Annotated in this window: 30 protein-coding genes; 23 read left to right on the forward strand and 7 right to left on the reverse strand. The window is 68.8% G+C overall.

Features of this window, described 5'->3' with window-relative positions; genetic code table 11:
- Positions 1-490: 490 nt before the first annotated feature.
- On the reverse strand, positions 491-883 hold the full coding sequence (locus ASE43_RS17445) for a hypothetical protein (protein WP_057161351.1): 393 nt from the start codon (positions 881-883) through the stop codon (positions 491-493).
- A 49-nt stretch (positions 884-932) separates the two neighbouring features.
- A complete protein-coding gene (gene purT / locus ASE43_RS17450; protein ID WP_057161352.1) occupies positions 933-2132 on the reverse strand; it encodes a formate-dependent phosphoribosylglycinamide formyltransferase in 1200 nt (399 codons plus the stop codon).
- A 105-nt stretch (positions 2133-2237) separates the two neighbouring features.
- On the opposite strand from purT, the gene ASE43_RS17455 reads away from it, so the two are divergent.
- From ASE43_RS17455 to ASE43_RS17510, 13 genes are all read left to right on the forward strand, one after another.
- Positions 2238-3155, forward strand: a complete 918-nt coding sequence (locus ASE43_RS17455; RefSeq protein ID WP_057161353.1) for a hypothetical protein — start codon at positions 2238-2240, stop codon at positions 3153-3155.
- 269 nt (positions 3156-3424) lie between these two features.
- The gene (locus tag ASE43_RS17460; protein WP_056173098.1) at positions 3425-4288 is read left to right on the forward strand and encodes an SPFH domain-containing protein; all 864 of its coding nucleotides are present in this window, start codon (positions 3425-3427) and stop codon (positions 4286-4288) included.
- 12 nt (positions 4289-4300) lie between these two features.
- Positions 4301-4672 (forward strand): hypothetical protein, encoded by a 372-nt coding sequence (locus ASE43_RS17465; protein ID WP_057161354.1) that lies wholly within the window; start codon positions 4301-4303, stop codon positions 4670-4672.
- The gene (locus tag ASE43_RS17470; RefSeq protein WP_056173091.1) at positions 4669-4857 is read left to right on the forward strand and encodes a hypothetical protein; all 189 of its coding nucleotides are present in this window, start codon (positions 4669-4671) and stop codon (positions 4855-4857) included. The genes ASE43_RS17465 and ASE43_RS17470 overlap by 4 nt, the downstream gene beginning before the upstream one ends.
- Positions 4854-5036, forward strand: a complete 183-nt coding sequence (locus tag ASE43_RS17475) for a DUF4177 domain-containing protein (RefSeq protein ID WP_056173089.1) — start codon at positions 4854-4856, stop codon at positions 5034-5036. Before ASE43_RS17470 ends, ASE43_RS17475 begins: the two co-directional genes overlap by 4 nt.
- Before the next feature lie 44 nt (positions 5037-5080).
- The gene (locus ASE43_RS21950) at positions 5081-5227 is read left to right on the forward strand and encodes a hypothetical protein (protein ID WP_157489212.1); all 147 of its coding nucleotides are present in this window, start codon (positions 5081-5083) and stop codon (positions 5225-5227) included.
- A gap of 1 nt (position 5228) precedes the next feature.
- The gene (locus ASE43_RS17480; protein ID WP_056173086.1) at positions 5229-5774 is read left to right on the forward strand and encodes a hypothetical protein; all 546 of its coding nucleotides are present in this window, start codon (positions 5229-5231) and stop codon (positions 5772-5774) included.
- 9 nt (positions 5775-5783) lie between these two features.
- Positions 5784-6584, forward strand: a complete 801-nt coding sequence (locus ASE43_RS17485; RefSeq protein ID WP_057161355.1) for a M15 family metallopeptidase — start codon at positions 5784-5786, stop codon at positions 6582-6584.
- A 69-nt stretch (positions 6585-6653) separates the two neighbouring features.
- The gene (locus tag ASE43_RS17490) at positions 6654-6959 is read left to right on the forward strand and encodes an NIPSNAP family protein (protein ID WP_056176394.1); all 306 of its coding nucleotides are present in this window, start codon (positions 6654-6656) and stop codon (positions 6957-6959) included.
- Between the two features lie 5 nt (positions 6960-6964).
- A complete protein-coding gene (locus tag ASE43_RS17495; protein WP_057161356.1) occupies positions 6965-7399 on the forward strand; it encodes a GNAT family N-acetyltransferase in 435 nt (144 codons plus the stop codon).
- Between the two features lie 4 nt (positions 7400-7403).
- Positions 7404-7889 carry a metal-dependent hydrolase gene (locus ASE43_RS17500; RefSeq protein ID WP_057161357.1) on the forward strand — a complete coding sequence of 162 codons (486 nt, stop codon included), beginning with the start codon at positions 7404-7406 and terminating at the stop codon, positions 7887-7889.
- 93 nt (positions 7890-7982) lie between these two features.
- Positions 7983-9074 (forward strand): acyltransferase, encoded by a 1092-nt coding sequence (locus tag ASE43_RS17505; RefSeq protein WP_057161358.1) that lies wholly within the window; start codon positions 7983-7985, stop codon positions 9072-9074.
- Positions 9071-9754 carry a methyltransferase domain-containing protein gene (locus ASE43_RS17510; RefSeq protein WP_056173072.1) on the forward strand — a complete coding sequence of 228 codons (684 nt, stop codon included), beginning with the start codon at positions 9071-9073 and terminating at the stop codon, positions 9752-9754. Before ASE43_RS17505 ends, ASE43_RS17510 begins: the two co-directional genes overlap by 4 nt.
- A 324-nt stretch (positions 9755-10078) precedes the next feature.
- Here ASE43_RS17510 and ASE43_RS17515 read toward each other — a convergent pair whose 3' ends face one another.
- The 5 genes from ASE43_RS17515 to ASE43_RS17535 form a co-directional block, all read right to left on the reverse strand.
- Positions 10079-10753: a DNA-3-methyladenine glycosylase gene (locus ASE43_RS17515; RefSeq protein ID WP_056173070.1), complete on the reverse strand. Its 675-nt coding sequence runs from the start codon at positions 10751-10753 to the stop codon at positions 10079-10081.
- A 2-nt stretch (positions 10754-10755) separates the two neighbouring features.
- A complete protein-coding gene (locus tag ASE43_RS17520) occupies positions 10756-11124 on the reverse strand; it encodes a DUF423 domain-containing protein (protein WP_057161359.1) in 369 nt (122 codons plus the stop codon).
- A 321-nt stretch (positions 11125-11445) separates the two neighbouring features.
- Complete coding sequence (locus ASE43_RS17525; protein ID WP_057161360.1) at positions 11446-12522, reverse strand: SRPBCC family protein; 1077 nt, start codon at positions 12520-12522, stop codon at positions 11446-11448.
- Between the two features lie 296 nt (positions 12523-12818).
- Positions 12819-13496: a response regulator transcription factor gene (locus ASE43_RS17530; RefSeq protein ID WP_056173064.1), complete on the reverse strand. Its 678-nt coding sequence runs from the start codon at positions 13494-13496 to the stop codon at positions 12819-12821.
- Positions 13493-14698: a sensor histidine kinase gene (locus tag ASE43_RS17535; protein ID WP_057161361.1), complete on the reverse strand. Its 1206-nt coding sequence runs from the start codon at positions 14696-14698 to the stop codon at positions 13493-13495. The genes ASE43_RS17530 and ASE43_RS17535 overlap by 4 nt, the downstream gene beginning before the upstream one ends.
- 192 nt (positions 14699-14890) lie before the next feature.
- Here ASE43_RS17535 and ASE43_RS17540 point away from each other — a divergent pair, with 192 nt between their 5' ends.
- From ASE43_RS17540 to ASE43_RS17585, 10 genes are all read left to right on the forward strand, one after another.
- The gene (locus tag ASE43_RS17540) at positions 14891-15505 is read left to right on the forward strand and encodes a GNAT family N-acetyltransferase (RefSeq protein ID WP_056173054.1); all 615 of its coding nucleotides are present in this window, start codon (positions 14891-14893) and stop codon (positions 15503-15505) included.
- Positions 15502-16290, forward strand: a complete 789-nt coding sequence (gene minC / locus ASE43_RS17545; protein WP_056173051.1) for a septum site-determining protein MinC — start codon at positions 15502-15504, stop codon at positions 16288-16290. Before ASE43_RS17540 ends, minC begins: the two co-directional genes overlap by 4 nt.
- Positions 16291-16315: 25 nt before the next feature.
- Positions 16316-17125, forward strand: a complete 810-nt coding sequence (gene minD / locus ASE43_RS17550; protein WP_056173048.1) for a septum site-determining protein MinD — start codon at positions 16316-16318, stop codon at positions 17123-17125.
- 2 nt (positions 17126-17127) lie between these two features.
- Complete coding sequence (gene minE / locus ASE43_RS17555; RefSeq protein WP_056173045.1) at positions 17128-17394, forward strand: cell division topological specificity factor MinE; 267 nt, start codon at positions 17128-17130, stop codon at positions 17392-17394.
- 102 nt (positions 17395-17496) lie between these two features.
- Entirely contained in the window at positions 17497-17982 is a 486-nt protein-coding gene (locus tag ASE43_RS17560) for a hypothetical protein (RefSeq protein WP_057161362.1), read from the forward strand.
- 1086 nt (positions 17983-19068) lie between these two features.
- Positions 19069-21060: a M2 family metallopeptidase gene (locus ASE43_RS17565; protein ID WP_057161363.1), complete on the forward strand. Its 1992-nt coding sequence runs from the start codon at positions 19069-19071 to the stop codon at positions 21058-21060.
- 1500 nt (positions 21061-22560) lie between these two features.
- Positions 22561-23190, forward strand: coding sequence for a TlpA disulfide reductase family protein (locus ASE43_RS17570; RefSeq protein WP_082607352.1), 630 nt, complete (start codon positions 22561-22563; stop codon positions 23188-23190).
- 1 nt (position 23191) lies between these two features.
- Positions 23192-23416 carry a hypothetical protein gene (locus ASE43_RS17575; protein WP_056173035.1) on the forward strand — a complete coding sequence of 75 codons (225 nt, stop codon included), beginning with the start codon at positions 23192-23194 and terminating at the stop codon, positions 23414-23416.
- Positions 23417-23528: 112 nt separating this feature from the next.
- Positions 23529-24629 (forward strand): aromatic ring-hydroxylating dioxygenase subunit alpha, encoded by a 1101-nt coding sequence (locus ASE43_RS17580; protein WP_057161364.1) that lies wholly within the window; start codon positions 23529-23531, stop codon positions 24627-24629.
- Positions 24626-25912: an amino acid permease gene (locus tag ASE43_RS17585; protein ID WP_057161365.1), complete on the forward strand. Its 1287-nt coding sequence runs from the start codon at positions 24626-24628 to the stop codon at positions 25910-25912. Before ASE43_RS17580 ends, ASE43_RS17585 begins: the two co-directional genes overlap by 4 nt.
- Positions 25913-25915 lie beyond the last annotated feature (3 nt).

The following is a 25915-nucleotide window of genomic DNA, read 5'->3' on the forward strand; positions in this document are numbered from 1 at the left end:
CAAGAGAAAGTGACCCGCATGCGCAGCAGGCGGAAGCCGTTGACTTTCGTGACGAAGAGACGAAAGCAAAGCCAAAGCAAATCCTCCCCAACCCTCCTTTGATAAAGGAGGGRGCCAAAAGCCAGAGAAAGTGACCCGCATGCGCAGCAGGCGGAAGCCKTTGACTTTCGGTCTGAAAAGACGAAAGCAAAGCAAGAGCAAATCCTCCCCAACCCGCCCGGCCAGCAGGCACAGCCTGCCGGCGTTCAGCCGCGCACGAACCTGCGGTTCGTAAGCCGCACGGCTTCACCCTTTTACAAAGGAGGGAGCCAGAAGCAAAGACGCAACCTGGGGGGCAAGAAGACGCCAAAGGCACTGGACGTCCGGCTCCGTCGAAGTAAAGCCGAGCCCGCCTTCGCGGCGATGACGAGCAACAGCCAAAGCCAAGCGGATTCGAAGAGCGGGAAGCAACGAGCCAGAGGCAAGGACAACCTCAGACCCCAGGATCAGCTCAAGCCCCGGGCTTGTTCGCAGCCGCCGGCACAGGATCAACCGCAGGAGTCGCCTCAGGAGCGGGAGCGGGAGCCGGAGTCGGCGTCGCCGCCACCGTAGCCCCCTGCGGCGCGAGCGCGCGACGCGGGCCGAAACCGAAGGCCTCGTCGCTGCGTGCCGACACGATCATGCGCACCATGCTGGTCGGCACCATCAGCTCCAGCGAGATCGGCCGCCCCTCGCTGGTCTGCATCTCCAGCGTCATCTCGATCAGCGCGCCGGCGGTGTCGATCTCGCGGCACAGCACGTGCGGCCCGGCCGGCCCGTCTAGCAGATACGGCTTGATCGCTTCGCCCAGCGCCTCCATGGCCTGCGGAAAAAGGAATACGGCGTAGCCTCGGGACTCTTCCATGGGCGGATCCCCCTGTCAGGATCGTGGTTCGAATGATGGATGGATGCGCCTAGCGCAGCTCGATGTCCAGTGCCGCGGCCGCGCGCCGCGCGTGTTCGCGCGCGCCGTCGATGTCCTCGGCCACGGCCAACGTCACCGCGACCCGGCGCTGGCCTTCCACCCGCGGCTTGCCGAACAGGCGCAGCTGGGTGTCGGCCTGGCTCAGCGCGGCGTCGACGCCGTTGAACACCGGCACGCCGTGCCCCTGCGCCAGCACCGCGCACGAGGCCGACGGCCCGTGCTCGCGGATCAGCGGAATCGGCAGGCCGAGGATCGCGCGCGCGTGCAGCGCGAACTCGCTCAGGTCCTGCGAGACCAGAGTGACCAGGCCGGTGTCGTGCGGACGCGGCGAGACCTCGCTGAACCAGACCTCGTCGCCCTTCACGAATAGCTCCACGCCGAACACGCCCCAACCGCCGAGGTCGTCGGTGATGCCGCGCGCGATGCCCTGCGCGCGCGCCAGCGCGCGCGTCGACATCGGCTGCGGCTGCCAGCTCTCGCGGTAGTCGCCGTCGCGCTGGAGATGACCGATCGGCGCGCAGAAGGTGGTGCCGCCGACATGGCGCACGGTCAGCAGGGTGATCTCGTAATCGAAATCGATGAAGCCCTCGACGATGACCCGGCCGGCGCCGGCGCGGCCGCCGGTCTGGGCGTAGTCCCAGGCCTTGTCGATGTCGTCGGCGCTGCGCACCAGGCTCTGGCCCTTGCCCGAGGACGACATCACCGGCTTGACCACGCAGGGCACGCCGATCTGCGCGACCGCGGCGCGGTAATCGTCCAGGGTGTCGACGAAGCGGTAGGGCGAAGTCGGCAGGCCCAGGGTTTCGGCGGCCAGGCGGCGGATGCCTTCGCGGTCCATGGTCAGGCGCGCGGCGCGCGCGGTCGGGATCACCCGGGTGTGGGTGCCGCGCTCGGCGAATTCCTGTTCCAGCTCGACCAGGGTCTGGGTGTGGATGGCCTCGATCTCGGGCACGATCAAATGCGGCCGCTCGGCCGCGATCAGCGCGCGCACGGCCTGCCCGTCCAGCATGTCCAGCACGTGGCTGCGGTGCGCGACCTGCATCGCCGGCGCGTCGGCGTAGCGATCGGCCGCGATCACCTCCACACCGTAACGCTGCAGTTCGATCGCCACCTCTTTGCCGAGTTCGCCCGAACCGAGCAGCAGCACGCGGTATGCGTGCGGGGACAAAGGCGTACCGAGGGTGATCATGCGCGTTCCTGAGAGGGGCCGTAGGCTGACGCTAGTCTAACTTTCCGCGCGCCCGACCGGGTCCGGATCTGTATCGGCGCGGGGGCCGCATGCGATGCTGTAGGCATGCCGCGTTCCGTGTCGCTACCGCTGCGCGCCGTCGTACTTGCCGCAGCCCTGGCCGTGGCGAGCGCCTGCGCGCGTCACGAGCCCGGCGAATCCGGCAGCGAGCTCAGCGGCATCCTGGTCGACGGCCAACTCGACGAGATCAGCGGCCTGGCCGCCTCGCGCCGCCACCCCGGCGTGCTGTGGATGATCGACGACGGCGGCAATCCCGAACGCCTGTTCGCGGTCGCCGACGACGGCGAGCGCCTGGCCACCTTCCGCATCGAAGGCGTGACCAAGACCGATTGGGAAGACATTTCCTCGTTCCGCTTGAACGGCCGCAACTATCTGCTGATCGCCGACACCGGCGACAACGGCGGCCTGCGCCGCAGCCTGCAGCTGCACATCGTCGAGGAGCCGGCCAAGCTGGAGAACGCGCGCCTGCGCCCGGCCTGGTCGATCGCATTCCGCTGGCCCGACGGCGCGCGCGACTGCGAGGCGGTGGCGGTGGACGCCGCCAACGGCCGCATCCTGCTGATCTCCAAGAAGCGCCAGCCGCCGGAACTGTTCACCCTGCCGCTGCGCCCGGCCGGCACCGGCCTGCTCACCGCGCAACGCAGCGGCGCCCTGGCCGGGGTGCCGCAGCCCAGCGCCGAGGTCCTCAAGCGCAACCCGCGCAGCGCGCGCCTGCAAAGCCAGGTCACCGCCGCCGACGTCTCGCCCGACGGGCGCACCCTGGCGGTGATGACCTACCGCTACCTGCTGCTGTACCCGCGCCGCGGCGGCCAGAGTTGGAGCGCGGCCGTGGCCGCGCCGCCGAAGCAGCTGACCCTGCCCTGGCTGCCGCAGGCCGAAGCCCTGGGCTGGTCCGCCGACGGCCGCAGCCTGTACGCGACCGGCGAGTTCGTGCCCGCGCCGCTGTACCGCATCACGCCCTGAGCCCCGCCCCCTGTAGGGGCGGCGCAAGCCGCGACCGCGCAACTGGGACGCCGGCGCCTCGGTCCGATAGGGCCGTTCGACCTCCCGTCTCCCATCGCCCCTGCGCCCGCCATCCAGCACCGCGACCGTGCGGGTCGGGGTCGCGGCTTGCGCCGCTCCTACCCTCAGGACCCGGATTAGGCAGCCTACCGCTCGTCCGAAACCCCTTGCGCCGATAGATATCATTTTGATATCACATGTTGAACCCATCGACGACGCGAGCACGCGCCATGAAAGAGAACCCGACCCACTCCCTGCCCGGGATCCCGACCCTGCTGTTCCTGCTGCTGGTCGGCGCCTTCGGCTTCTGGCTGTTCATCGGCGGGGTCGCGGCCAAGGCCGACCTGCAGATCGGCGCCGCCATCGTCGTCGGCATCCTGGTGTTCCTGGCCCTGACCGGCCTGTACAAGGTCGAACCCAACCAGGCCGCGGTGCTCAGCCTGTTCGGCAAGTACGTCGGTACGGTCAAGGACAACGGCCTGCGCTGGAACAACCCCTTCTACGCCAAGAAGAAGATCAGCCAGCGCGTGCGCAACTTCGAAAGCGGCAAGCTCAAGGTCAACGAACTCGACGGCAGCCCGATCGAGATCGCCGCGGTCATCGTCTGGCAGGTGGTCGATTCGGCCGAGGCGGTCTACAACGTCGACGACTACGAAAGCTTCGTCCACATCCAGTCCGAATCGGCGCTGCGCGCGATGGCCACCAGCTATCCCTACGACCAGCACGAGGACGGCCAGTTCGCCCTGCGCAGCCACGCCGCCGAAATCTCCCAGCACCTCAAGGACGAGTTGGCCGAGCGCCTGGCCGACGCCGGCGTGCAGGTGAACGACGCGCGCATCAGCCACCTGGCCTACGCGCCCGAGATCGCCCACGCCATGCTGCAGCGCCAACAGGCCAACGCGGTGATCGCCGCGCGCACCCGCATCGTCGCCGGCGCCGTCGGCATGGTCGAAATGGCGCTGGCCGAGCTGCAGAAGAACGGCGTGGTCCAGCTCGACGAAGAACGCAAGGCGCAGATGGTCAGCAACCTGCTGGTGGTGCTGTGCGGCGACCGCAGCACCCAGCCCATCGTCAACGCCGGCACCCTGTATTGAGGCGAGGCACGCATGGATCAGTCCACCCAAGCGCTGCTGCTGCCCGCGATCATCGTGGTCAGCGGGCTGCCGATCCTGATCGCCGCGGTGCTGGTCGCGCGCGGCAACCTGCACCTGCTCAACGGCCTGGATGCCTCGCGCCTGCGCGATCCGGCCGCGGCCGCGGCGCGCTTCGCACGATTGCTGGCGCTGATGGCGATCGCGATCTTCGTGTCCGCGCTGGGCTACTACTGGGCGCACGGCGACGACGGCCGCATGCTGTGGGTCACCGTGGCGCTGCTGGTCGCGGTCAACGGCTTGGCCGTGGCCTTGATGCTGGCGCTGGCCCGGGCCAAGCGCGACTACCGCCAGCCGCGCGACGACGAACGGACCGGCCGCCGGTGAGCGAGAAGAAAGCCTACCCGCTGCGCATCAACGCCGACGTGCTGGCCGCGGCGCAGCGCTGGGCCGACGACGAACTGCGCTCGCTCAACGCCCAGATCGAATACCTGCTGCGCGACGCGCTGCGCAAGGCCGGCAGGCTGCCCCACCCCAAACCCGCAAACCCTGAAGGAACGGACGACGCATGAACCACACCCAATGGAAATACCACGTCAGCGAGATCGGCCTGCAACTGTTCGGCGCCTCCGCCTTCGACCGCATCCGCGAGGAGCTCGACAAGCGCGGCGCCCTGGGTTGGGAGCTGGTCACGGTCGCTCACAATTCCAACAACTCCAGCACCTGGCTGTACTTCAAGAAACCGGCCTGATCGCTTGCGGCGAACCATCGCCGCGCACTACCTGGGAGCCCGTCATGCTGCATATCGTCAAACTGATCGAACGCCGCTATCCGCGCCACGACCCGGCCCGCCCGGCGCCGCTGGCGCGGCTGGCCACGGTGGCGCTGCTGGCGCTGTCGGCGGCCGCGTTGATGGCCGGCATGCTGTTGCAGCTGCGCTGAGATGAGCCGCTACGCCATCTCCGCGCCGGGGCCGGGCGCCGCCCTGGTGCCCACGGTCTCGCTGCTGCTGGTGCTGATCGGCATCGTCTTCGCGGTGCTGCGCGCACCGCAGGACCCCAAGATCCTGCAGTTGCTATGGATCGCCGTGCCGGTGCTGGCGTTGGTCGGCGGCCTGATCTGGCTGGGCGCGCGGCGGCGATCGGTGGAACTCGAATCCGGCCTGCTCACGGTCAAGGCCGGGCCGCATACCGTGCGGGTCGCGGTGGCGAGGCTGGACCTGGATCGCGCGCGCATCGTCGACCTGGACGAGCACGTCGGCCTGCGTCCTTCGATCAAGACCTTAGGCTCCGCCCTGCCCGGCTATCAGGCCGGCTGGTTCCGGATGCGCGATCGCTGGCGCAAGGCGTTTTACCTGCTGACCCAGCGCCGGCGCGTGCTGTGGCTGCCCGAGCGCAACGACGGCCCCTCGCTGCTGTTGTCGCTGGAGCAACCGCAGGCCCTGCTGGAGGCGCTGCAGGACGTGGCAAGGCGCGCGCGCAGCCGTTAACCTGCGCGCATGCGCGGCATAGTTCCGGTCCTGATCAATACGCCCGAGATCGAGCTCTGGCCCGGCGGTCTGCTGCGTGCGCGCAGCAACCACGACGCGCGCGCACTGGCGCGCGCGCGCCACGTGCTGCGGCGCAAGCGCGACGGCCAGTACCTCGCCGCCGACCTGCCCGAAGGCCTGCTGCCGCTGATCCCGCGCCTGGGTCACGAGCCCGGCTTGGACGCCGCGCTGGACGCGCTGGAGCACTACAGCCAAAGCCGCCGCGCCGGTCTGGAGCGCGTACGCGAGCTGCCGCTGGATCGCCTGGAAGAACGCCTGCACGCGCTGGGCCTGGACGATGGCTACGGCGAGCGCACCGGCCTGGCGCTGGTGCCCGAACCCGATCGGCTCGGTTTCGCCGGCCACGACCGCTACCGCCGCCCGCTGTGGCTGCACCCGTCGGCGGCGCGCGCCTGGGCCCACCTGCACGCGGCCGCCCTGGGCGACGGCGTGGTGCTGGAAGCGATCTCCGGCTATCGCAGCCACGACTATCAACTGGGCATCTTCGAACGCAAGCTCGCGCGCGGCCAGAGCGTGGAACAGATCCTCACCGTCAACGCCGCGCCCGGCTACAGCGAACACCACTCCGGCCTGGCCCTGGACATCGGCGCGCCCGACCAGCCGCCGGCGGAGGAATCCTTCGAAACCACCGCCGCCTTCGCCTGGCTGCGCGCCCAGGCCGGCGGCTACGGTTTCGTCATGAGCTACCCGCGCGACAATCCGCACGGCATCGTCTACGAGCCCTGGCACTGGCGTTTCGCACCGCCCTGACTCGTCGCCATCGCAGCCCCGGGCTAGGATGCAGGCCCGCGCCGCGCGCGCCGCTCCGGGAGTGCCGCCTTGATCACCTGCTATCTGCGCTACGTGCTGGATCCGGCCAAGCTGGCCGAATTCGAAACCTATGCGCGCATGTGGATTCCGCTGGTCGCGCGTTTCGGCGGCACCCATCACGGCTATTTCCTGCCCGGCGAAGGCCCCAGCAACATCGCCCTGGCGCTGTTCTCCTTCCCCAGCCTGGCCGAATACGAGACCTACCGCAGCCGCGCCGCCGACGATCCGGACTGCCAGGCCGCGATGCGCTACTACGAAGACACGCGCTGCTTTCTCAGCTACGAACGCAGCTTCTACCGCCCGGTCTTCGAGTGAGCGCGATGAGCGAGGTCGAGGTGCGCCTGCTCGGCCGCGACGAGATCGCGGTGCTGGACCGCGTCGCCGCCGACGTGTTCGACCACGCCGTCGCCCCGCGCTGGGCCGGCGAGTTCTTCGCCGACCCGCGCCACCATCTCGCGGTCGCCGTGCTCGATGGCGTGGTAATCGGCATGGCCTCGGCCCTGCATTACGTGCATCCGGACAAGGCGCCGGCGCTGTGGGTCAACGAAGTCGGCGTGAGTGCGGCGCAGCAGCGCCGCGGCATCGGCCGGCGTTTGATCCAGGCCTTGATCGCGCATGCGCGTGAGCTGGGCTGCAGCGAAGCCTGGGTCGGCACCGAGCTCGGCAACGCCGCCGCACGCGGCCTGTACGCCTCGGTGGGCGGGCAGGAAGCGGCGATGGTGGTGGTGGCACTGCCGCTGCACGGCGCCGGCTGAGCGCATGCCCTTCACGCCCATCCACCTCGGCCCCGGCTTGGCGCTCAAGGCGATCGGCGGCCGCCATTTCAGCTTCATGGTGTTCGGCGGCGCGCAGGTGCTGATGGACATCGAGCCGCTGATCGGCATCCTGCGCGGTTGGCCGGTGCTGCACGGCCGTACCCACAGCCTGCTCGGCGCCCTGTTGATCGGCCTGCTCGCGGGCGCGATCGGGCGGCCGATCAGCGCCGTCTGCCTGCGCTGGCTGCGCATCCCGCATGCGCCGTTCACCTGGCGCGCCGCGTTCGCGGGCGGCCTGCTCGGCACCTACTCGCACGTGCTGCTGGACGCGATCATGCACTACGACATGCAGCCGGCCTGGCCGCTGTCGCTGGCCAACCCGCTGCTGCGCTGGATCTCGGTGGACCAGCTGCATCTGCTCTGCGTGGGCCTAGGCCTGTTCGGCGCCGGCTGGATGATCGTGCGCGCCGCCTGGAACAGCCTGGAATAGGCGGGCCGCGCCCGCAGCGTCGGCCGGCCCGCTTCGGGCACAATGCGCCGGACCCGCTGTGTTCGGCGACCGAATCCCATCCGCTCACGACTCATGACGCCGCGCACCCTGGCCGAGGGCCACGCCCAGCCCCGCAACAACTTCAACCTGATCCGCCTGGTCGCGGCCTGGCTGGTGATCTACGGGCACAGCTACGCGGTCACCGCTAGCGGCGGCCAGGACCTGCTGCTGCAGCTGGTGCGGATCAAGTTCGCCGGCGGCATCGCGGTGGACATGTTCTTCGTCATCAGCGGCTTTCTGATCGCGGCCAGTCTGGAGCGCAACCGCCTGCCCGGGTATCTGGCCGCGCGCGCGCTGCGCATCTTCCCGGCCCTGATCGTGTGCGTGGCCCTGTCGGTGCTGGTGCTGGGCCCGCTGCTGAGCACCGCGGCCGACTACTGGCGCTCGCCGATCACCTGGAAATACCTGAGCGCCAACGCCCTGCTCAGTCGCGACACCCAATACTTCCTGCCCGGCGTGTTCGAGACCCTGCCCAGCCACGCCATCAACGGCTCGCTGTGGTCGCTGCCGATCGAGGTGCGTCTGTATCTGTGGCTGGCCCTGATCGGCCTGCTGCGCCTGCTGCCGCGCCTGCGCTTCAACCTGCTGTGCCTGGGCCTGCTGGTGTTCGGCTACGCCAAATACGGCGGCCAGAGCCTGTCGCCGGAGAAGATCAACTGGCTGTACTGCACGGCCTACTTCCTCACCGGCAGCCTGGCCTGGGTCAACCGCGACCGCGTGCCGTTGCGCGGGTGGTTGCTGGTCGCGGTGCTGGCGCTGGCCGCGCTGTTGCGCGACAGCAGCTACTACTACCTGGGCTATTTCGTCGCGCTCAGCTACACCACGCTGTTCCTGGCCTTCGTACCTAAGCTGCCGCAGATCCGCCGCACCGATCTGTCCTACGGGCTCTACCTATACGGCTGGCCCGCGCAACAACTGGTGCAGTACTACGCGCCCAGCACCGGGCCGCTGATGAACACCCTGTGGGCGACCCTGATCGCGGGCACGCTCGCGGCGCTGTCCTGGCATCTGATCGAACGCCCGGCGCTGCGCCTGAAATCGCGCTTCGGCGGCCGCAGCGATCCGCACGCACCGGCGGCGGTCGAGGACGCGGCCGTCGCGCCGGCCACGGCGCAGCGCGAATGAGCGCCTCCGACGACGAGGCGGTGCTCGCGGCCTGGCGCCGCAACGCCGCGCCCTGGACCCAGAGCGTGCGCGCGGGCGGCATCGAGAGCCGGCGCCTGGTCACCGACCGCGCGATCGTCGACGCGGTGCTGCGGCAGGCGCCGCGCACCGTACTGGACCTGGGCTGCGGCGAGGGCTGGCTGGCGCGCGCGCTGAGCGAACGCGGCCTGGCCGTGACCGGCGTGGATGCGGTGGCGGAACTGGTCGACGCGGCGCGCGCGGCCGGCGGCGGCGAACGCTATCTCGCCTTGTCGTACGCGCAGATCGCGCAAGGCGCGTTGGACGCGCGCTACGACCTGGCGGTGTGCAACTTCTCCCTGATCGGCGAGGCTGAGGTCGAGACCTTGCTGGGCGCGTTGCCCGGCCTGCTGCACGCCGACGGCCGCGCGATCGTGCAGACCCTGCACCCGATCGCCGGCTGCGGCGATCTGCCCTATGCGGAAGGCTGGCGCGCGGGCTCCTGGGCCGGCTGCGACGGCGACTTCGCCGATCCCGCGCCCTGGTACTTCCGCACCCTGGGCGGTTGGCTGGCCCTGCTCACGCGCTGCGGCCTGCGCACGCTCGCGATCGAAGAGCCGCTGCATCCGCGCACGGGCAAGCCGGCCTCCTTGATCCTGATCGCCGAGCCTATCCGCACTTAGCCCGCCGGATCTCGTCATAGGATGCGGTGCGCGCAGCGCACCGCATCGCGCTAGGCGGCGCGGCTTGCGAAGGTGCGTGTGGCGCGATGATGCGGTTCGCTACGCTCACCGCATCCTACGAATCCGCATCCGGAGGCCGGCAAATCTGCCGCATCGATCCTGATCGCCGAGCCTCCCCCCTCCAGATCGGGCCCAGCTTCAACACCTCGTAGGATGTGGTGAGCGCAGCGAACCGCATCGCGCTGCGCGGCGTGGCTTGCGAAGGTGCGTATGGCGCGACGATGCGGTTCGCTACGCTCATCGCATCCTACATACGGCAGCGGATCAATCCTGCGAGCGCTTGGTCTCGGTCTTGCTCGGCGCGGCCAGGTCGGCGATGCGCCACAGATACAGGCTGGCGTAGGTGCGGTATGGGCCCCAGCGCTCGCCGATCTCGATCAATTCCTTGGGCGTGGGCATGAGCGCGGCCTTGTCCACCGCCTGCGCGCCCTTGCGGATGCCCAGATCGTCCACCGGCAGCACGTCGGGGCGGCCTAGCCGGAACATCAGCATCATCTCCACCGTCCAGCGCCCGATGCCGCGGATCGGCACCAGCGCCTCGACGATGGCGTCGTTGTCCATCACGCTCATGCGGCGCAGGTCCGGAATCTCGCCGCGCGATTCGCGCAACGCCAGGTCGCGCAGCGCGAGCAGCTTGTTGCCCGACACGCCGCAAGCGCGGATGGTCGCGTCGTCGCAACGCGCCAGTGTGTCGCAATGGAAGCGGTCGCTGGCGATGGCCGTCTCCACCCGTCCCACGATGGTCGCGGCGGCCTTGCCGCTGAGCTGCTGGTAGAGGATCGCGCGCGCCAGCGCGTCGACCGGATCGAAACTTTTGCGCCAGCGCGGATCGGGCGCGATCGTGCCGACCCGTTTCATCCACGCGCCCAGCTTGCGGTCGCGCTTGGCCAGATGGGCGTAGGCGGCGTCGGTGTCGAAGCCGCGACTATGGCGCGGCACGCTCAGCGCCTCGCCGCGTCGGCCGCGTACAGCAGCCAGGCCAGGATCATCAGGCCGCCGCCGAACGGCAGCAGGCGGGTGCTGGTGCCGAAGAAATACGCCGAGGCCAGGCCGCCGGCGAACAGCAGCACGCCGATCAGCAACGCGGCCAGCGCGATCCGCGCCAGCCGGCGCGCCGCCGCGGGCGCGAGCGCGGCCAGGGCGATGCCGTGGCCGAAGGCGAACAGCGCCGCCATCTGCAGGCGCGACTGCGCGGTCGGATCGGCGACGTGCGCGGCATAGGCCGACAGCGCCACCGACAACGCGGCGAGCAGCGCGCCGGCGACGGCCAGCGCGCGCGTGGAAGGAAGCGAAGAGGTGGGCGACGTCATGCGAAGGGTCCGCTCGTGCGTGTCGGCACGATAACAGGCGGGGTGCGCGTGGCAAGCGGCGCAGCTTGCGATTCGGTGTGACGGTGAGTTCGGGTTTGGGCGTGTTCGGCGGGTGCGTGGCCGGTCGAATTCCACCCGGTAACGAATCGCGGCTTACGCCGCTCCCACAGAAAGCGGCGACGCGGCTTCGGCTTTCTGTGGGAGCGGCGTAAGCCGCGATCCCCACTCCGGTGCTGGAGCCGATCCATCCGCCGAACGACCCCACAAAAAAACGCGCCGCGGAATCCGCGGCGCGTTCGGTGTAACGCAGAACCGGAAGACTTATTCCTTGACGGTCCAGTACACGTCGTAGTCGCCTTCCTCGGTGAAGCTCTTCTCGACGCCGGCCTTCCAGGTCTCGTACGGACGGTCGATGGTCTCGTCGCCCTGGGTCATGGCCCACGCGCGCAGCGCATCGCGGACCTTGGCCAAGTTGGCCATGTGACCCTTGAACGGGACAGTGGCGACCTTGGCCGGGCCCAGGAACACCGACTTGACCGGGCCCTCGAGGTTGACCTGCAGTTCGGTGGCCGGACCGGTCGCGCCGATCTTGCGCACCGGCTGGGCGACGTCGAACGAATAGGTCTCGGTGCCGAACTCGTTGGTGATGATGCGCACCGGACCGGCGGCTTCCAGGCCATTGGCGGCCATCACCTTCTTGATCCACTCGATGTTGCTGTTCATCTGCGCCTGGACCTTGGCGTTGTCGCGGTCCACGGCGGCGGTGACGATCAGCAGGTTCTCGGATTCGCGCTGGACGAACTTCGGCTTGTTGGCCGGGTTGTCCTTGCTCAGGTCGGCGTAGTCCAGGTTGGGCACCGCGGCCAGCATGTTGCTCAGGCGCGAGAGGCCGAGCTTGATGTCTTCGCCGACGCTGCTGCTGACGTACAGACCGGAATAGCGGCCCAGCATGTTCCAACCGTACTCGACGTCGTAGGTCTGGGTGATCTCGACGTTGCGGTTGTTGCGGCCGGTCGGACGCAGGGTGAACTCGGTGCGCTTGTTGTTGCCGCGCAGGATGTCGTCGATCTTGTAGGCGACGCGCTTACCCGGCTCGGAAGCGGTGATTTCCCAGCTGCCGTCGCCCAGGTTCTTTTCCTTGGAGGAGTACTCGAGGCGCGCGCCCACGCCGGCGTCCGGGCCAGCCAGCTTCAGCTGCATGTTCGGGTCTTTCATGACCAGCGGGTTCCAATCCTTGAACCGGTGCAGGCTGTTCAAGGTGTCGAACACGATCGTCATCTTGCGGTTGGTCTCAACCGAGTGCGACAGGTGGCGGCTGGACGGCAGCACGACGCCGACGACCAGGAACAGCACGGCGACGATCGCCAGGGAAATCAAAAACTCGATCAGACGGGTCATTCAGGTTTCTCCAAGGCCGGGACCCGGATCGGGCCGGGGCGCAGACCCACAATCGTATCAAGGAAGCTGCAATCGGGGCAGTCATCCGTCGCAACCGGCCGATGCGGGCAAGCCGGGGCCGGGGCGCCCCGGGGGCCGGCCCGGCGAAATCGCAAGCTACGGCAAGGCACGCTGCCGGCGTGCGCGGCGAACGCGCCGCGAGCCGTATCGATCGGGGCTGAAAGTGGGCGCAACGGGTGCGCAACGCCCCCGCCGCCGGGCCCGACGCGGCGCGCCGGGCCCATGGAGCGCTGGGCTCAGACCAACTGCAGCTCGAAGGCCTTGAGCACGGCCCGGGTGCGGTCGCGCACGCCGAGCTTCGACAGGATATTCGACACGTGATTCTTGATCGTGCCCTCGGCCACGCCCAGGGAGTTGGCGATCTCCTTATTGGAGAAGCCGCCGGCCATCAGGCGCAGGATCTCGGTCTCGCGCTCGGTCAGCGGGTCCGGGCGGTCCAGGCTGACGAAATCGTTGCGCATGTGCTCCAGGCCCGACAGCAGGCGCTGGGTCACCGCCGGTTGCACCAGCGAACCGCCGTCGGCCACGGCCTGGATCGCGCCGACCAGTTGCTCCAGCGACACGTCCTTGAGCAGGTAGCCCTTGGCACCGGCCTTGAGCCCGGCGAGCACCAATTGGTCGTCGTCGAAGGTGGTCAGGATGATGGTCGGCGGCAGGTTGCCGGCCCGGGCCAGGGCCTGCAAGGCCTCCAGGCCGGACATCACCGGCATGCGCATGTCCATCAGGACCACGTCCGGACGCACCTGCGGGACGATCTCGACCGCCTGGCGGCCGTCGCCGGCCTCGGCGACCACTTCGATGCCCTCGGCCAGCGCCAGCAGCGAGCGCACGCCTTGGCGGACCAAGGTCTGGTCGTCGACGAGCAGGACGCGGATGGTGCGGGCGGGACGGGCATTGTCGGAGCTGGGGGTCATGCGGTGACTCCTTCACAAGCGGCGGCCGCGGCCGCCGAGGCCGGCAACGTGAGGTGCAGGCAAAAGCCCGCCTCCGGCCGGGTTTCGATACGCAAATCGCCGCCGTACTGGACCAGGCGCTCGCGCATGCCGCGCAGGCCGTTGCCGGAGACGGGATTGTCGGCGCCGTGGCCGTCGTCGCGCGCGTCCATCACGATGCAGTCCTGGTGGCGACGCACCTGGATGTCGAGATGACGCGCGCCGGCGTGGCGCACGGCGTTGGTGATGATTTCCTGGGTGCAGCGCATCAGCACGTGGGCGCGCTCGGGATCGTCCAGGGTCAGCGGGGACTCGATGTCCATGCGGATATCGAGCGCGGGTACGTTCTCGGCCAGCGGCCGCAGGGCCACGGCCAGGTCGATCGCGCCGTTCTCGCGCAGTTGGCTGACCGCTTCGCGCACGTCGGTCAGCAGCAACCTGGCCAGAGTATGCGCCTGCTGCACGTGTTCCTTGACGCGGCCGTCGGACAGATGGCCGGCGACCTCCAGGTTCAGGCTCAGCGCGGTCAGGTGATGGCCCAGCAGGTCGTGCAGCTCGCGCGAGATGCGGGTGCGCTCGTTGATGCGCGCGCTTTCGGCCAGCAGGGCGCGGGTGGCGCGCAGCTCGGCGTTGAGGCGGCGCTGCTCTTCGCGCGCCTGGGTCTGCTGCAACGCGACCATCGCGGTCACGAACACGAAGCTGGAGAACCCCATGTACAGCAGCGACTGCAGCACCGCCACCAGCGGCGGGATGTCCAGCGCCTGCACGAACACCGGGGTGATCGCCAGGTTGCCCACCAGCAGCCAGACGATGCCCACGCGCAGCGGCAGCATCCACGGCAGCAGGCCGGCGATGACCATGAACAGCACGCTGCCCAGGCCGGTATTGGAGTAGTAGCTGACCCCGATCGCGCAGCCGGTCAGCACCAGCAGCAACAGGTGGTCGACGATGCCGGTCTCGCGCTCGCCCAGCGAACGGGTGATCCACCAGTAGACGACGCCGAAGGTCAGGTAGACCGCGACCCAGCGCAGCACCTGCAAGTAGACCGGTACCAGCGACTGACCCGGCTCGAGCTGGAAATAGCCCGGGTCCAGCCAAATCGAAAGCAGCCAGCAGCCCAGCAGGACCCACGTGAACAGGCCCGCATAGCGCAGCAATCGGGTATGGGTGAGGCGTGCCAGCATGAACGCATGCTAACGGCTGCGGCCCGCCCCGGAGCCGTCCGAAAGTAATGGAACGCCTGAGGGCACGCCCAGCGGCCCGATTCGGCATCTCGCCGGCCGTCGAGCGCGGCGGTCGCCCGGAGGGGTCCGCCATGCGATAATCGGCCCGCCGGCCACCTATTTCGTGGCCGGCTTCGAATACTGGAGCCCGGAATGTCGATCGTCGTCCGCGACGTGCGTGAGCACGAGCTGGATTCCGTCCTTGCACTGAACAACGCCGCCGGACCCGCGATCCTGCCGCTGGATGCAGCCAGACTGCGCCACTTCTTCGACCGCGCCGAATACTTCCGGGTCGCCGAACGCGACGGAACCATGGCCGGTTTCCTGATCGGCATGGGCAGTCATTGCGAGCACGACAGCAGCAATTTCCGCTGGTTCCGCGAGCGCTATCCGGACTTTTTCTATATCGACCGCATCGTGGTCGCCAGCCGCCGTCGCGGCGGCGGCGTCGGTCGCGCGTTCTATGCCGACGCCCAGAGCTATGCCGAGTTGCGCTATCCGCAGCTGGCCTGCGAGGTGTTCCTGGAAGGCGGCAACGACCCGGCCCTGCTGTTCCACGGCAGCTTCGGCTTCCGCGAGGTCGGCCAGCACGTGATGGCCGAGGCCGACGTGCGCGCGGCGATGCTGATGAAGCCCTTGTGCAGCTACGCCTGGGTGCGCGACACCTACGGCGACCAATTGCCCGATCAGCCCTGGCTGACCCGTCCGCGCATCGCACTCGCCCACGACGACTCCCTGGCGCAGCGCCCGACGGGCACCTGCCCATGAGCGTGGCGGTGGATTACGAGCAAGCGGGCGAACTCAAGATCGGCCAGGTCGGCATCGCCAATCTGCGCGTGCGCACCCTCGACGTCGCGCGCCTGATCGAGGAAATGCGCGGCCGCGTGCAGCGCGCGCCCAAGCTGTTCGGGCGAGCCGCGGTGGTGATCGATTTCGGCGGCCTCAGCCACACCCCGGACGCGGCCACCGCGCAGGCGCTGCTGGACGGCCTGCGCGCCGCCGGCGTGCTGCCGGTCGCCCTGGCCTACGGCACCAGCGAGACCGAGCGCCTGTCCGAGGCCCTGGGCCTGCCGCTGCTGGCCAAGTTCCGCGCTCAGTACGAGCGCGGCGACGACGAACCCGCGCCGACGCCGGCACCCGCCGCGCCGGCTGCCGCGCCCGCCCCGGCGCGCCGCGAAGCCGCGGCCGCCGCCGCGCCGGCCAAGCCTGCCGCGCCCGCGGCCGCGCCCGGACTGATCCAGTCCGCGCCGGTGCGCTCGGGCCAGCAGATCTATGCCGAAAACCGCGACTTGACCGTGCTGACCGCGGTCGGCGCCGGCGCCGAGGTGATCGCCGACGGCTCGGTGCATATCTATGGCCCGCTGCGCGGGCGCGCCCTGGCCGGCGCGCAGGGCAATCCGCAGGCGCGCATCTTCTGCCGCGAGTTCCATGCCGAACTCGTGGCGATCGCCGGCCACTACAAAGTGCTGGAAGACATTCCCAAGACCCTGCGCGGCAAGCCCGTGCAGGTCTGGCTCGAAGACGAACAAATCATGATCGCGGCGCTGGATTGAGGCCGCACTTTAGGAGGAATACAACTTGGCCGAAATCATCGTAGTCACCTCGGGCAAGGGCGGCGTCGGCAAGACCACGACCAGCGCCAGCGTCGCTTGCGGGCTCGCGCGCCGCGGCCACAAGGTCGCCGTGATCGACTTCGACGTCGGTTTGCGCAACCTCGACCTGATCATGGGCTGCGAACGCCGTGTGGTGTACGACTTCGTCAACGTCGTCAACGGCGAAGCGACGCTCAAGCAGTCGCTGATCAAGGACAAGCGCTTCGACAACCTGTTCGTGCTGGCCGCCTCGCAGACCCGCGACAAGGACGCGCTGACCAAGGAAGGCGTGCAGAAGGTGCTCGACGATCTGATCGCCGACGGCTTCGACTACATCGTCTGCGACTCCCCGGCCGGCATCGAGAAGGGCGCGTTCCTGGCCATGTACTTCGCCGACTCGGCGGTGGTGGTGGTGAACCCGGAAGTGTCCTCGGTGCGCGACTCCGACCGCATCCTCGGCCTGCTCGCGTCCAAGACCCGCCGCGCCGAGAACGGCGAGCGCGTCAAGGAACACCTGCTGCTGACCCGCTATAGCCCCAAGCGCGTGGAAACCGGCGAGATGCTCAGCATCGGCGACGTCGAGGAAATCCTCGGCCTCAAGACCATCGGCGTGATCCCGGAATCCGGCGACGTGCTCAACGCCTCCAACAAGGGCGAGCCGGTGATTCTGGAAACCGAGTCCGACGCGGCCCAGGCCTACGACGACGCGGTCGCGCGCCTGCTCGGCGACACCCGTCCGATGCGTTTCGTGCAAGTGGAAAAGAAAGGCTTCTTCAGCAAGATCTTCGGAGGCTGAACATGGGACTGTTCGACTTCCTGCTGGCCAAGAAGCAGACCGCCTCGGTCGCCAAGGACCGTCTGCGCATCATCGTCGCCCACGAGCGCGCCGGTCGCGGCGGCCCGGAGTACCTGCCGATGCTGCAGCGCGAGCTGCTCGAGGTGATCCGCAAGTACGTCAACGTCGACGTGGAGTCGGTCAAGGTGGACCTGGTCAAGGAGGGCGAGCACGACGTGCTCGATATCTCCGTGGCCCTGCCCGATCGGACCAATCCCGCGCAGGCGTGAAGCGAGGAGCGAGCAACTAGCTATGAGTGACTGGTAACGAGTAGCGGCAAAAGCGCCGCGCACTTGCTAGTCGCTCGTTACTGGCCACTCGTTACTAGCTCCATGCTCACCCTCTCCGACATCGACCCCGCCGCCGTCGCCGCCCTGCTCGCGCGCTACGGACTGAGCCTGGTGCGGGTGGCCGACGGCGAGCCCATTCCGGGCAGCTATTGGGGCGAGTGCGAGGCCGGGCTGATCGGCAGCCGCGTGTACGCGCGCGGCGACACGCCGGTGCATTCGCTGCTGCACGAAGCCGCGCATCTGATCGTGCTGCCGCCGCAGCGCCGCGCCGCGGTGCATACCGACGCCACCGACTCGGTGGAGGAAGAGGACGCCGTGTGCGTGCTGCAGAGCCTGCTCGGCGAGGCCCTGCCCGGCGTGGGCCGCGAGCGCGTGCTCGCCGACATGGATGCCTGGGGCTACACCTTCCGCCTGGGGTCGGCGCAGGCCTATGTCGAGCACGATGCCGACACGGCTTGGCGCTGGCTGCACGAGCGCGGCCTGGCCGACGCGACTCAGCGGACCCTGCTGCTGCCGACGACGTCCTGACGCCGACCGCCCGATCCCTCGACTACCGCGGCGCCGCCGCGCAGCGCGCCCGCAGGCGCTGCCCGGCGACGGCCACCGCGGCCGTCGCGCACGCCCTCCGGGCGCACGCATTGGGGCTCGCTACAGCCCCGCATCCGATACCGTCCCTGGCACGGTCGATCCAATGGGTACCCGCTACGGGCGATCCTTCGCCGCGGCCGCCGTCCTCCGGAGGTTGCCGCCAAGCCTGTAACTCCACACCCACCGCCATCGCCGCTGACGTCCCGACGGCTTCCCTAGCCGCCGACGACCGGTCCATCTCCTACCTCGCGCCCGCCGCTCCGCAGAGCGCCGGACGAGCATCCATGGCTCGGCACGGCCATCCAGGCCGACGCCGTCGAGCATTCGCTACCGCTCCCTGAAACCCCTTTCACGATCGGGCAACACCGCCGCCCCGCACTCCCGACGCCCTCCCCGGCGTCTTAATGGTCGGTCCTGCGCGGCGCGTGGCGCGCCTGCGCGAGTTCAGACCTTCCATGGCGTACCGGGCAACCATCCCCATGGCCATGCAGCACTGCCCTGGAGCGTCACCTTTCCCGCTTCTTCGTCACAAATCAAATGATTCTTTTATGACTGCTGTCGGTTTTAGTCGATGATCCGGGCCGCAACAAGCCCGGCTGACGCAAGGAGCTCAATCCGAAATTGCGTGCAGTTGGCGCCTTTAGAGTGCATGAAGCCGACCATTTACCAACATAACGGGCATCGTCTTCACCCGTTCTTCACGCAAGCATGAACGCCAGCTGTACGCAATTAACCAGCCGGTTGCCGCTCCGCGTCACCGATTCCGTTAGCGCCCGCCCGGGTCGGGCGCCGTTTGCGCGAAAAGCGCCGGCGCGCGCGCGCCGGTTCGCCGGAACCTGGCAAGCCGCCCGGCTGCCCGCGCACAGGTCGCGGCCAGCGCAGGCAAGCCGGCCTTCGCGGCCCGCGCCGCAGCCGCATGCGGGCACCCGGGTTCCGTCTTTTCGGCCTTGCGCCGCACCGGACGGCCCTCTAGCCTCGGGGCACCCCGCGCCCGGCGCGGTGCATTCGTCCCGGAGAGAACACCCTATGAAGCCCTTACGCGCCCTGCTCGCGCTCAGCATTACCGCCGCTGTGATCGGTCTGGCCGGTTGCAAGAAAGAACCGACCGCGCCCACCACCGGCACCGCGCCGACCACCGCGCCCCAGGGCGAGACCGCCGATCAGTTCATCGCCCGCGTCAACGCCGAATACAAGGCGATGTACCCGGAGATGAGTTCGGCGCAGTGGCTGTCGAACACCTACATCAACGACGACAGCGCGATGATCGCGGCCAAGAGCAACGAGCGTTGGCTGACCCAGCTCAACAGCTGGATCGAGCAGTCCAAGCGTTTCGAAGGCCAGCCGATGTCGCCCGACACCGCGCGTTCGATCCAGTTGCTCAAGCTGCTGACCTCGATGCCGGCGCCGAAGGATCCGGCCAAGCTCGCCGAGCTGACCAAGATCGCGACCAAGATGGACGGCATGTACGGCTCCGGCAAGTACTGCACCGGCGAAGGCGACGCCAAGAACTGCCGCCAGCTCGGCGACCTCGAGGACGTGCTGCGCAGCAGCCGCGACTACGATGCCCAGCTCGACGCCTGGCAGGGCTGGCACACCATCGCCCAGCCGATGCGCAAGGACTACACGCGCTTCGTCGAACTGGTCAACGAAGGCGCGCGCGACATGGGCTACGCCGACACCGGCGAGATGTGGCGCTCGGGCTACGACATGAGCCCGGCCGAGATCGCGGCCGAGACCGACCGCCTGTGGGGCCAGGTCAAGCCGCTGTACGAGCAGCTGCACTGCTACACCCGCACCAAGCTGGAAGCGACCTACGGCGCCGACAAGGGCCACGTCGCCGGCAACATGCTGCCCGCGCACCTGATGGGCAACATGTGGCAGCAGGACTGGGGCAACCTCTGGGATGTCCTGGCGCCGTACAAGAACGCCGGCAGCCTGGACATCAACGGCGCGCTGGCCGCGCAGTACCAGCAGCAGTTCGACGCCCAGATGGCCAAGAATCCGGACTCGCGCGAGCCCGAGCAGCAGGCCCAGCTGGAGGTCGACGCCCAGCTCGCCACCGCACGCCAGATGACCGAGCGCGCGCAGGACTTCTACGTTTCGCTGGGCATGCCGAAACTGCCCGAGACCTATTGGAGCAAGACCCAGTTCGTCAAGCCGCGCGACCGCGACGTGGTCTGCCACGCCAGCGCCTGGGACATGAACATGGCCGGCGACGTGCGCACCAAGATGTGCATCAAGCCGAACGAGGAAGACTTCACCACCATCTACCACGAGCTCGGCCACGTCTACTACTACATGGCCTACAACAAGCAGCCGCCGCTGTTCCAGGGCGGCGCGCACGACGGCTTCCACGAGGCGATCGGCGACACCATCGTGCTGGCGATGACGCCCAAGTACCTGCAGTCGATCGGCCTGGTCGGCGATCAGCAGCAGAGCAACGAGGCGCTGATCAACGCGCAGATGCGCATGGCCCTGGCCAAGGTCTCGTTCCTGCCGTTCGGTTTGATGATCGACCGCTGGCGCTGGGGCGTGTTCGACGGCTCGATCAAGCCGGGCGATTACAACAAGGCCTGGTGGGATCTGAAGGCCAAGTACCAGGGCGTGGCCCCGGCCACCGCGCGCGGCGAGGAGTTCTTCGACGCCGGCGCCAAGTACCATGTGCCGGGCAACACCCCGTACACGCGCTACTTCCTCTCGCACGTGCTGCAGTTCCAGTTCTACAAGGCGCTGTGCGACGCATCGGGCTACAAGGGCCCGCTGTACGAGTGCAGCTTCTACGGCAACAAGGAAGCCGGCGCCAAGTTCCAGGCCATGCTGAGCAAGGGCCAGAGCCAGCCCTGGCAGAAGACCCTGAAGGAACTCACCGGCGGCGAGAAGATGGACGCCTCCGCGGTGCTGGAGTACTTCGCCCCGCTGCAGACCTGGCTGAAGCAGCAGAACGAAGGCAAGACCTGCGGCTGGCAGCCCGACGGCAAGGTCGCCGCGGCGACCAAGCCCGCGGCCGGCAAGGGCTGATCGCCACGCGCCATGTTCCTAACGAAGGCCGGCATTCGCCGGCCTTCGTTTTTCTGCGGGCGTCGCGACGAACCCCGCCCCTTTCCCAGGAGCGGAACCGCCATTCATCCCACGCACCTTTCCAAAGAAGCACCGCCATTCATCGCCCCCTTTGAAAAAGGGGGCGGGCGCCCCGTACGAATCGGTGTCGATTGTCTACTCGCGGCGCCGGGGGATTTGCTGTTGCTCGCGCGAAGCCAAAGCAAATCCCCCCTAGCCCCCTTTTTCAAAGGGGGGAACGAGGCGACTTCGAAACAGCGCATCTCGCGCCGCCTCACAAAAAGGAGCCACCATTCATCGCCCCCTTTGAAAAAGGGGGCGGGCGCCCCNGGGGGGAACGAGGCGACTTCGAAACAGCGCATCTCGCGCCGCCTCACAAAAAGGAGCCACCATTCATCGCCCCCTTTGAAAAAGGGGGCGGGCGCCCCGTACGAATCGGTGACGATTGTCTACTCGCGGCGCCGGGGGATTTGCTGTTGCTCGCGCGAAGCCAAAGCAAATCCCCCCTAGCCCCCTTTTTCAAAGGGGGGGAACGAGGCGACTTCGAAACAGCGCATCTCGCGCCGCCTCACAAAAAGGAGCCACCATTCATCGCCCCCTTTGAAAAAGGGGGCGGGCGCCCCNCACTTCGATAATCCCCCCTAGCCCCCTTTTTCAAAGGGGGGGAACGAGGCGACTTCGAAACAGCGCATCTCGCGCCGCCTCACAAAAAGGAGCCACCATTCATCGCCCCCTTTGAAAAAGGGGGCGGGCGCCCCGTGCGAATCAGTGTCGATTGTCTACTCGCGGCGCCGGGGGATTTGTTGTTGCTCGCGTGAAGCCAAAGCAAATCCCCCCTAGCCCCCCTTTTTCAAAGGGGGGAACAAGGCGGCGCCGAAACGGATGCAGCGCATCGCGCAGTGCGAGCACGCATCTCGCCCCACCTCGCAAAGAGGAACCGCCATTCATCCCACGCGCCTTTCCCAAAGAGGAACCGCCATTCATCGCCCCACTTTGAAAAAGGGGGCGGGCGCCCCGTGCGAATCGGTGTCGATTGTTTACTCGCGGCGCCGGGGGGTTTGCTGTTGCTCGCGTGAAGCCAAAGCAAATCCCCCCTAGCCCCCCTTTTTCAAAGGGGGGAACAAGGCGACGCCGAAACGGATGCAGCGCATCGCGCAGTGCGAGCACGCATCTCGCCCCACCTCGCAAAGAGGAACCGCCATTCATCGCCCCCTTTGAAAAAGGGGGCGGGCGCCCCGTGCGAATCGGTGTCGATTGTTTACTCGCGGCGCCGGGGGATTTGCTGTTGCTCGCGTGAAGCCAAAGCAAATCCCCCTAGCCCCCCTTTTTCAAAGGGGGGAACGAGGCGGCGCCGAAACGGATGCAGCGCATCGCGCAGTGCGCGCACGCATCTCGCCCCGCATCGCTTCGTTGTGAGCCTCGTCAAGTTATGCCCGAGCATGCGCTGCTACGGTCGTCGACATGTCCAACCCCACGCCTACGGATAGCCGGGTGGTCTCGCGCCGGACCCTGCCCTTGCTGATCGCCGCGCTCGCGCTGGCCAGCGCGCTGGTGGTCGCGCTGGGCTGGCAGTTGCACCAGGCGCGCGAGAACCAGCGTTGGTTGGCGCAGCGCGCGACCCAGCCCTACATCGGCATGTACGTGCCGCGCATCGCGATGACCTCGCTGGACGGCGCCAGCCGCACGCTGGGCCAGCCCGAGCGCGACTACCAGGTGCTGTATTTCTTCACCACCGGCTGTCCGCACTGCCGCGCCTCGGCGCCGTTGGTGAAGGCCATCGCCGCGCAGCTCGACGCCGCATCCGAAGGACGCGCCGAAATGCTGGGCGTGGCCCTGGACCCGGCCGCCGCCGCGGGCGCGTATGCGCGCGAGCACGGTTTCGCGTTTCCGGTGATCTCCACCCAGGACCGACGCAGCGCGATGCTGTTCCGCGCGCGCAACGTACCCCTGCTGCTGGTGATCGGCCGCGACGGCCGCGTGCGCTATGCGCGCGTGGGCGCGATCAATACCAAGGAAGGCGTCAACGGCGTACTGACCGCGGTGCGGCGCAAGGAGGCGTCGGCAGCGGGCCCCACCACCAAGGAGAGTTGAGATGAAGCATCGGACACGCAGTGTGCGCATCGCCCTGGCTGCCTTGCTGTTCTCCACCGCGATGAGCTTCGGCGCATTCCAGGTCGTCGCCGGCGACGGTAGCGGCGTGCAAGCCGAAAACGAAGCCTGCAGCGCCTGGGCTTGTCGCCAGGAATGCCAGGGTTTCGGCGGCGACCTCGGTCCCGGCGGTCCGGGCCAGCCCTTGCAGTGCTATTGCTGCGGCTGAGCCCCGCTCCGGCACCATCGCAGTTCCCGACCGGCCGGCGGAGCGATCCGCCGGCCGGTCGCGTTGGCAAACCCCTTTGCGGACGGCACGCGCGCGGCGCAATACTGCGGCCATGAGCCCGCGCCCCACCCTCGTCGCCGAACTCGCGCCGCAGCCGCTGCAACACGCCACCGCCCTGCCCGCGCGCTACTACACCGAGGCCTCAATGGCCGCGCTGGACCGGCGCCTGATCTTCGATCCGGGCTGGCAGTTGATCGCCCACCTGTGCCAGCTGCGGCAGCCCGGCGATCACGTCGTGGCCGACCTGGCCGGTTTGCCGACGATCGCGGTGCACGGCGAGGACGGCGAGATCCGCGTGCTGCACAACGTCTGCCGCCATCGCGCCGGGCCGATCGCCAGTTGCGACGGCCTGGCCGCGCGTTCGCTGCGCTGCCGTTACCACGGCTGGACCTACGGCCTGGACGGAGTACTGCGCTCGGCCCCGGAAATGGGCCAGACGCCGGACTTCGCGGTCGCCGACGTGCGCCTGCCGCAACTGCGCGTGCGGATCTGGCAGGGCATGGTGTTCGCCTGCGTGGGCGAGCCTTCGATGAGTTTCGACGAACTGGTGCAAGGCATCGACGAACGCATCGGCGGCGAACGCGGGCTGGCCGACTACGGCCACCACCACCGGGTGAGCTACGACGTGGCCTGCAACTGGAAGGTCTACGTCGACAACTACCTCGAGGGCTACCACGTCCCGCACATCCACCCCGGCCTCAACCGCCTGCTCGACTACCGCAGCTACGTCACCGAGACCGCGCGCTGGTACTCCTACCAGTGGAGCCCGCTGGAAAGCGGCGACGGCCTCTACGGCGACGGCGACGCGCTGTACTACTGGCTGTGGCCGAACACCATGCTCAACATCCTGCCCGGGCGCCTGCAGACCAACCGGGTGGTGCCGGTCGGCGTGGACCGCTGCCGGGTGGTGTTCGACTTCTACTACCGCCGCGACGATTCCGGCGAAGCACGCGCGCGTCGCGACGCCGACCTCGCCTTCAGCGACGAAGTGCAGTTGGAAGACCTGACCATCTGCGAGGACGTGCAGCGCGGCCTGGCCTCGGGCTCCTACGTCGCCGGCCGCTTGAATCCGCTGCGCGAGAACGCGGTCCACCATTTCCAGGAACTGCTGCGCGCGACCTACCGCGACGCCTGGGCGCCGGACGGGGCGTGAGCGCCGTCGGCCGGCCGCTGGGCGTGTGGTCGGCCACCGCGCTGGTGGTGGGCAGCATGATCGGCAGCGGCGTGTTCCTGCTGCCGTCCGCGCTGGCGCCCTACGGCGGCGCGACCCTGATCGGCTGGGCGATCACCCTGTGCGGCGCGCTGCTGCTGGCGCTGACCTTCGCCCGCCTGTCGGCGCGGTGGCCGCACAGCGGCGGGCCCTATGTGTACGCGCGTCAGGCCTTTGGCGACACGCCCGGCTTCGTGATCGCGTGGAGCTACTGGATCTCGATCTGGTGCGCCAACGCCGCGATCGCGGTGGCGTTCGCCGGCAGCCTGGGCGCCGTGTTCCCGGCCGCGACCGCGACGCCGGCGCACGCAGCCGCCTGCGCGCTGGCGGCGCTGTGGCTGTGCAGCGCAGTCAACCTGGCCGGCATCCGCGAGGCCGGCCGCATGCAGCTGCTGACCACCGCCTTGAAGCTGCTGCCGCTGCTGCTGTTCGGCGGCGTCGCGCTGTGGTTCGCCGACACCCATGCGCGCATGCCGTTCAATCCCAGCGGCGAGTCCTTGCCGCAGGTAGCGCACGCGACCGCGGCGCTGAGCTTGTGGGCCTTCCTGGGCCTGGAGGCGGCGACCGTGCCGGCCGGCGCGGTGCGCGACGCCGAGCGCACGGTGCCGCGCGCGACCGTGTTCGGCACCTTGATCGCGGGCGCGGCGACCATCCTGGCCTGCACCGCGGTGCTGGGCGTGCTGCCGGCCGCGACGCTGCAGGCCTCGCAAGCGCCGATGGCCGACGCCGCGCGCGCCTTGTGGGGCGCGCCGGCCGGCATCGCGCTGGCGCTGGTGGCGGCGGTGTCCTGCTTCGGCGCGCTCAACGGCTGGGTGCTGCTGTCGGCGCAGCTGCCGTTGGCGGCGGCGCGCGACGGCTTGTTCCCGCAAGTGTTCGCGCGCGTGGACGCGCGCGGCACGCCGGTGGCGGGCGTGCTGATCGGCAGCGCGCTGGCATCGGCCCTGGTGCTGTCGAACTACAGCCGTTCGCTGGTGCAGCTGTTCACCTTCTCGATCCTGCTGTCGACCGCGGCCACCTTGCTGCCCTACGTGGCCGGCAGCGCGGCCTGGGCCTTACGCGGACGAGGCCGCGCCAGTCGCGCGATCGCGGTCGCGGCCTTGCTCTACAGCCTGTATGCCTTGTTCGGGATCGGCGCGCAGGCCCTGCTGTGGGGCGCGGCGCTGGTCAGCGCGGGCCTGCCGCTGCATTGGTGGCGGCGTCGACGCGCGGCAGCGGCGCCCCCGTAGCCG

This window comes from Lysobacter sp. Root983 (assembly GCF_001429345.1).
GTDB lineage: Bacteria > Pseudomonadota > Gammaproteobacteria > Xanthomonadales > Xanthomonadaceae > Lysobacter.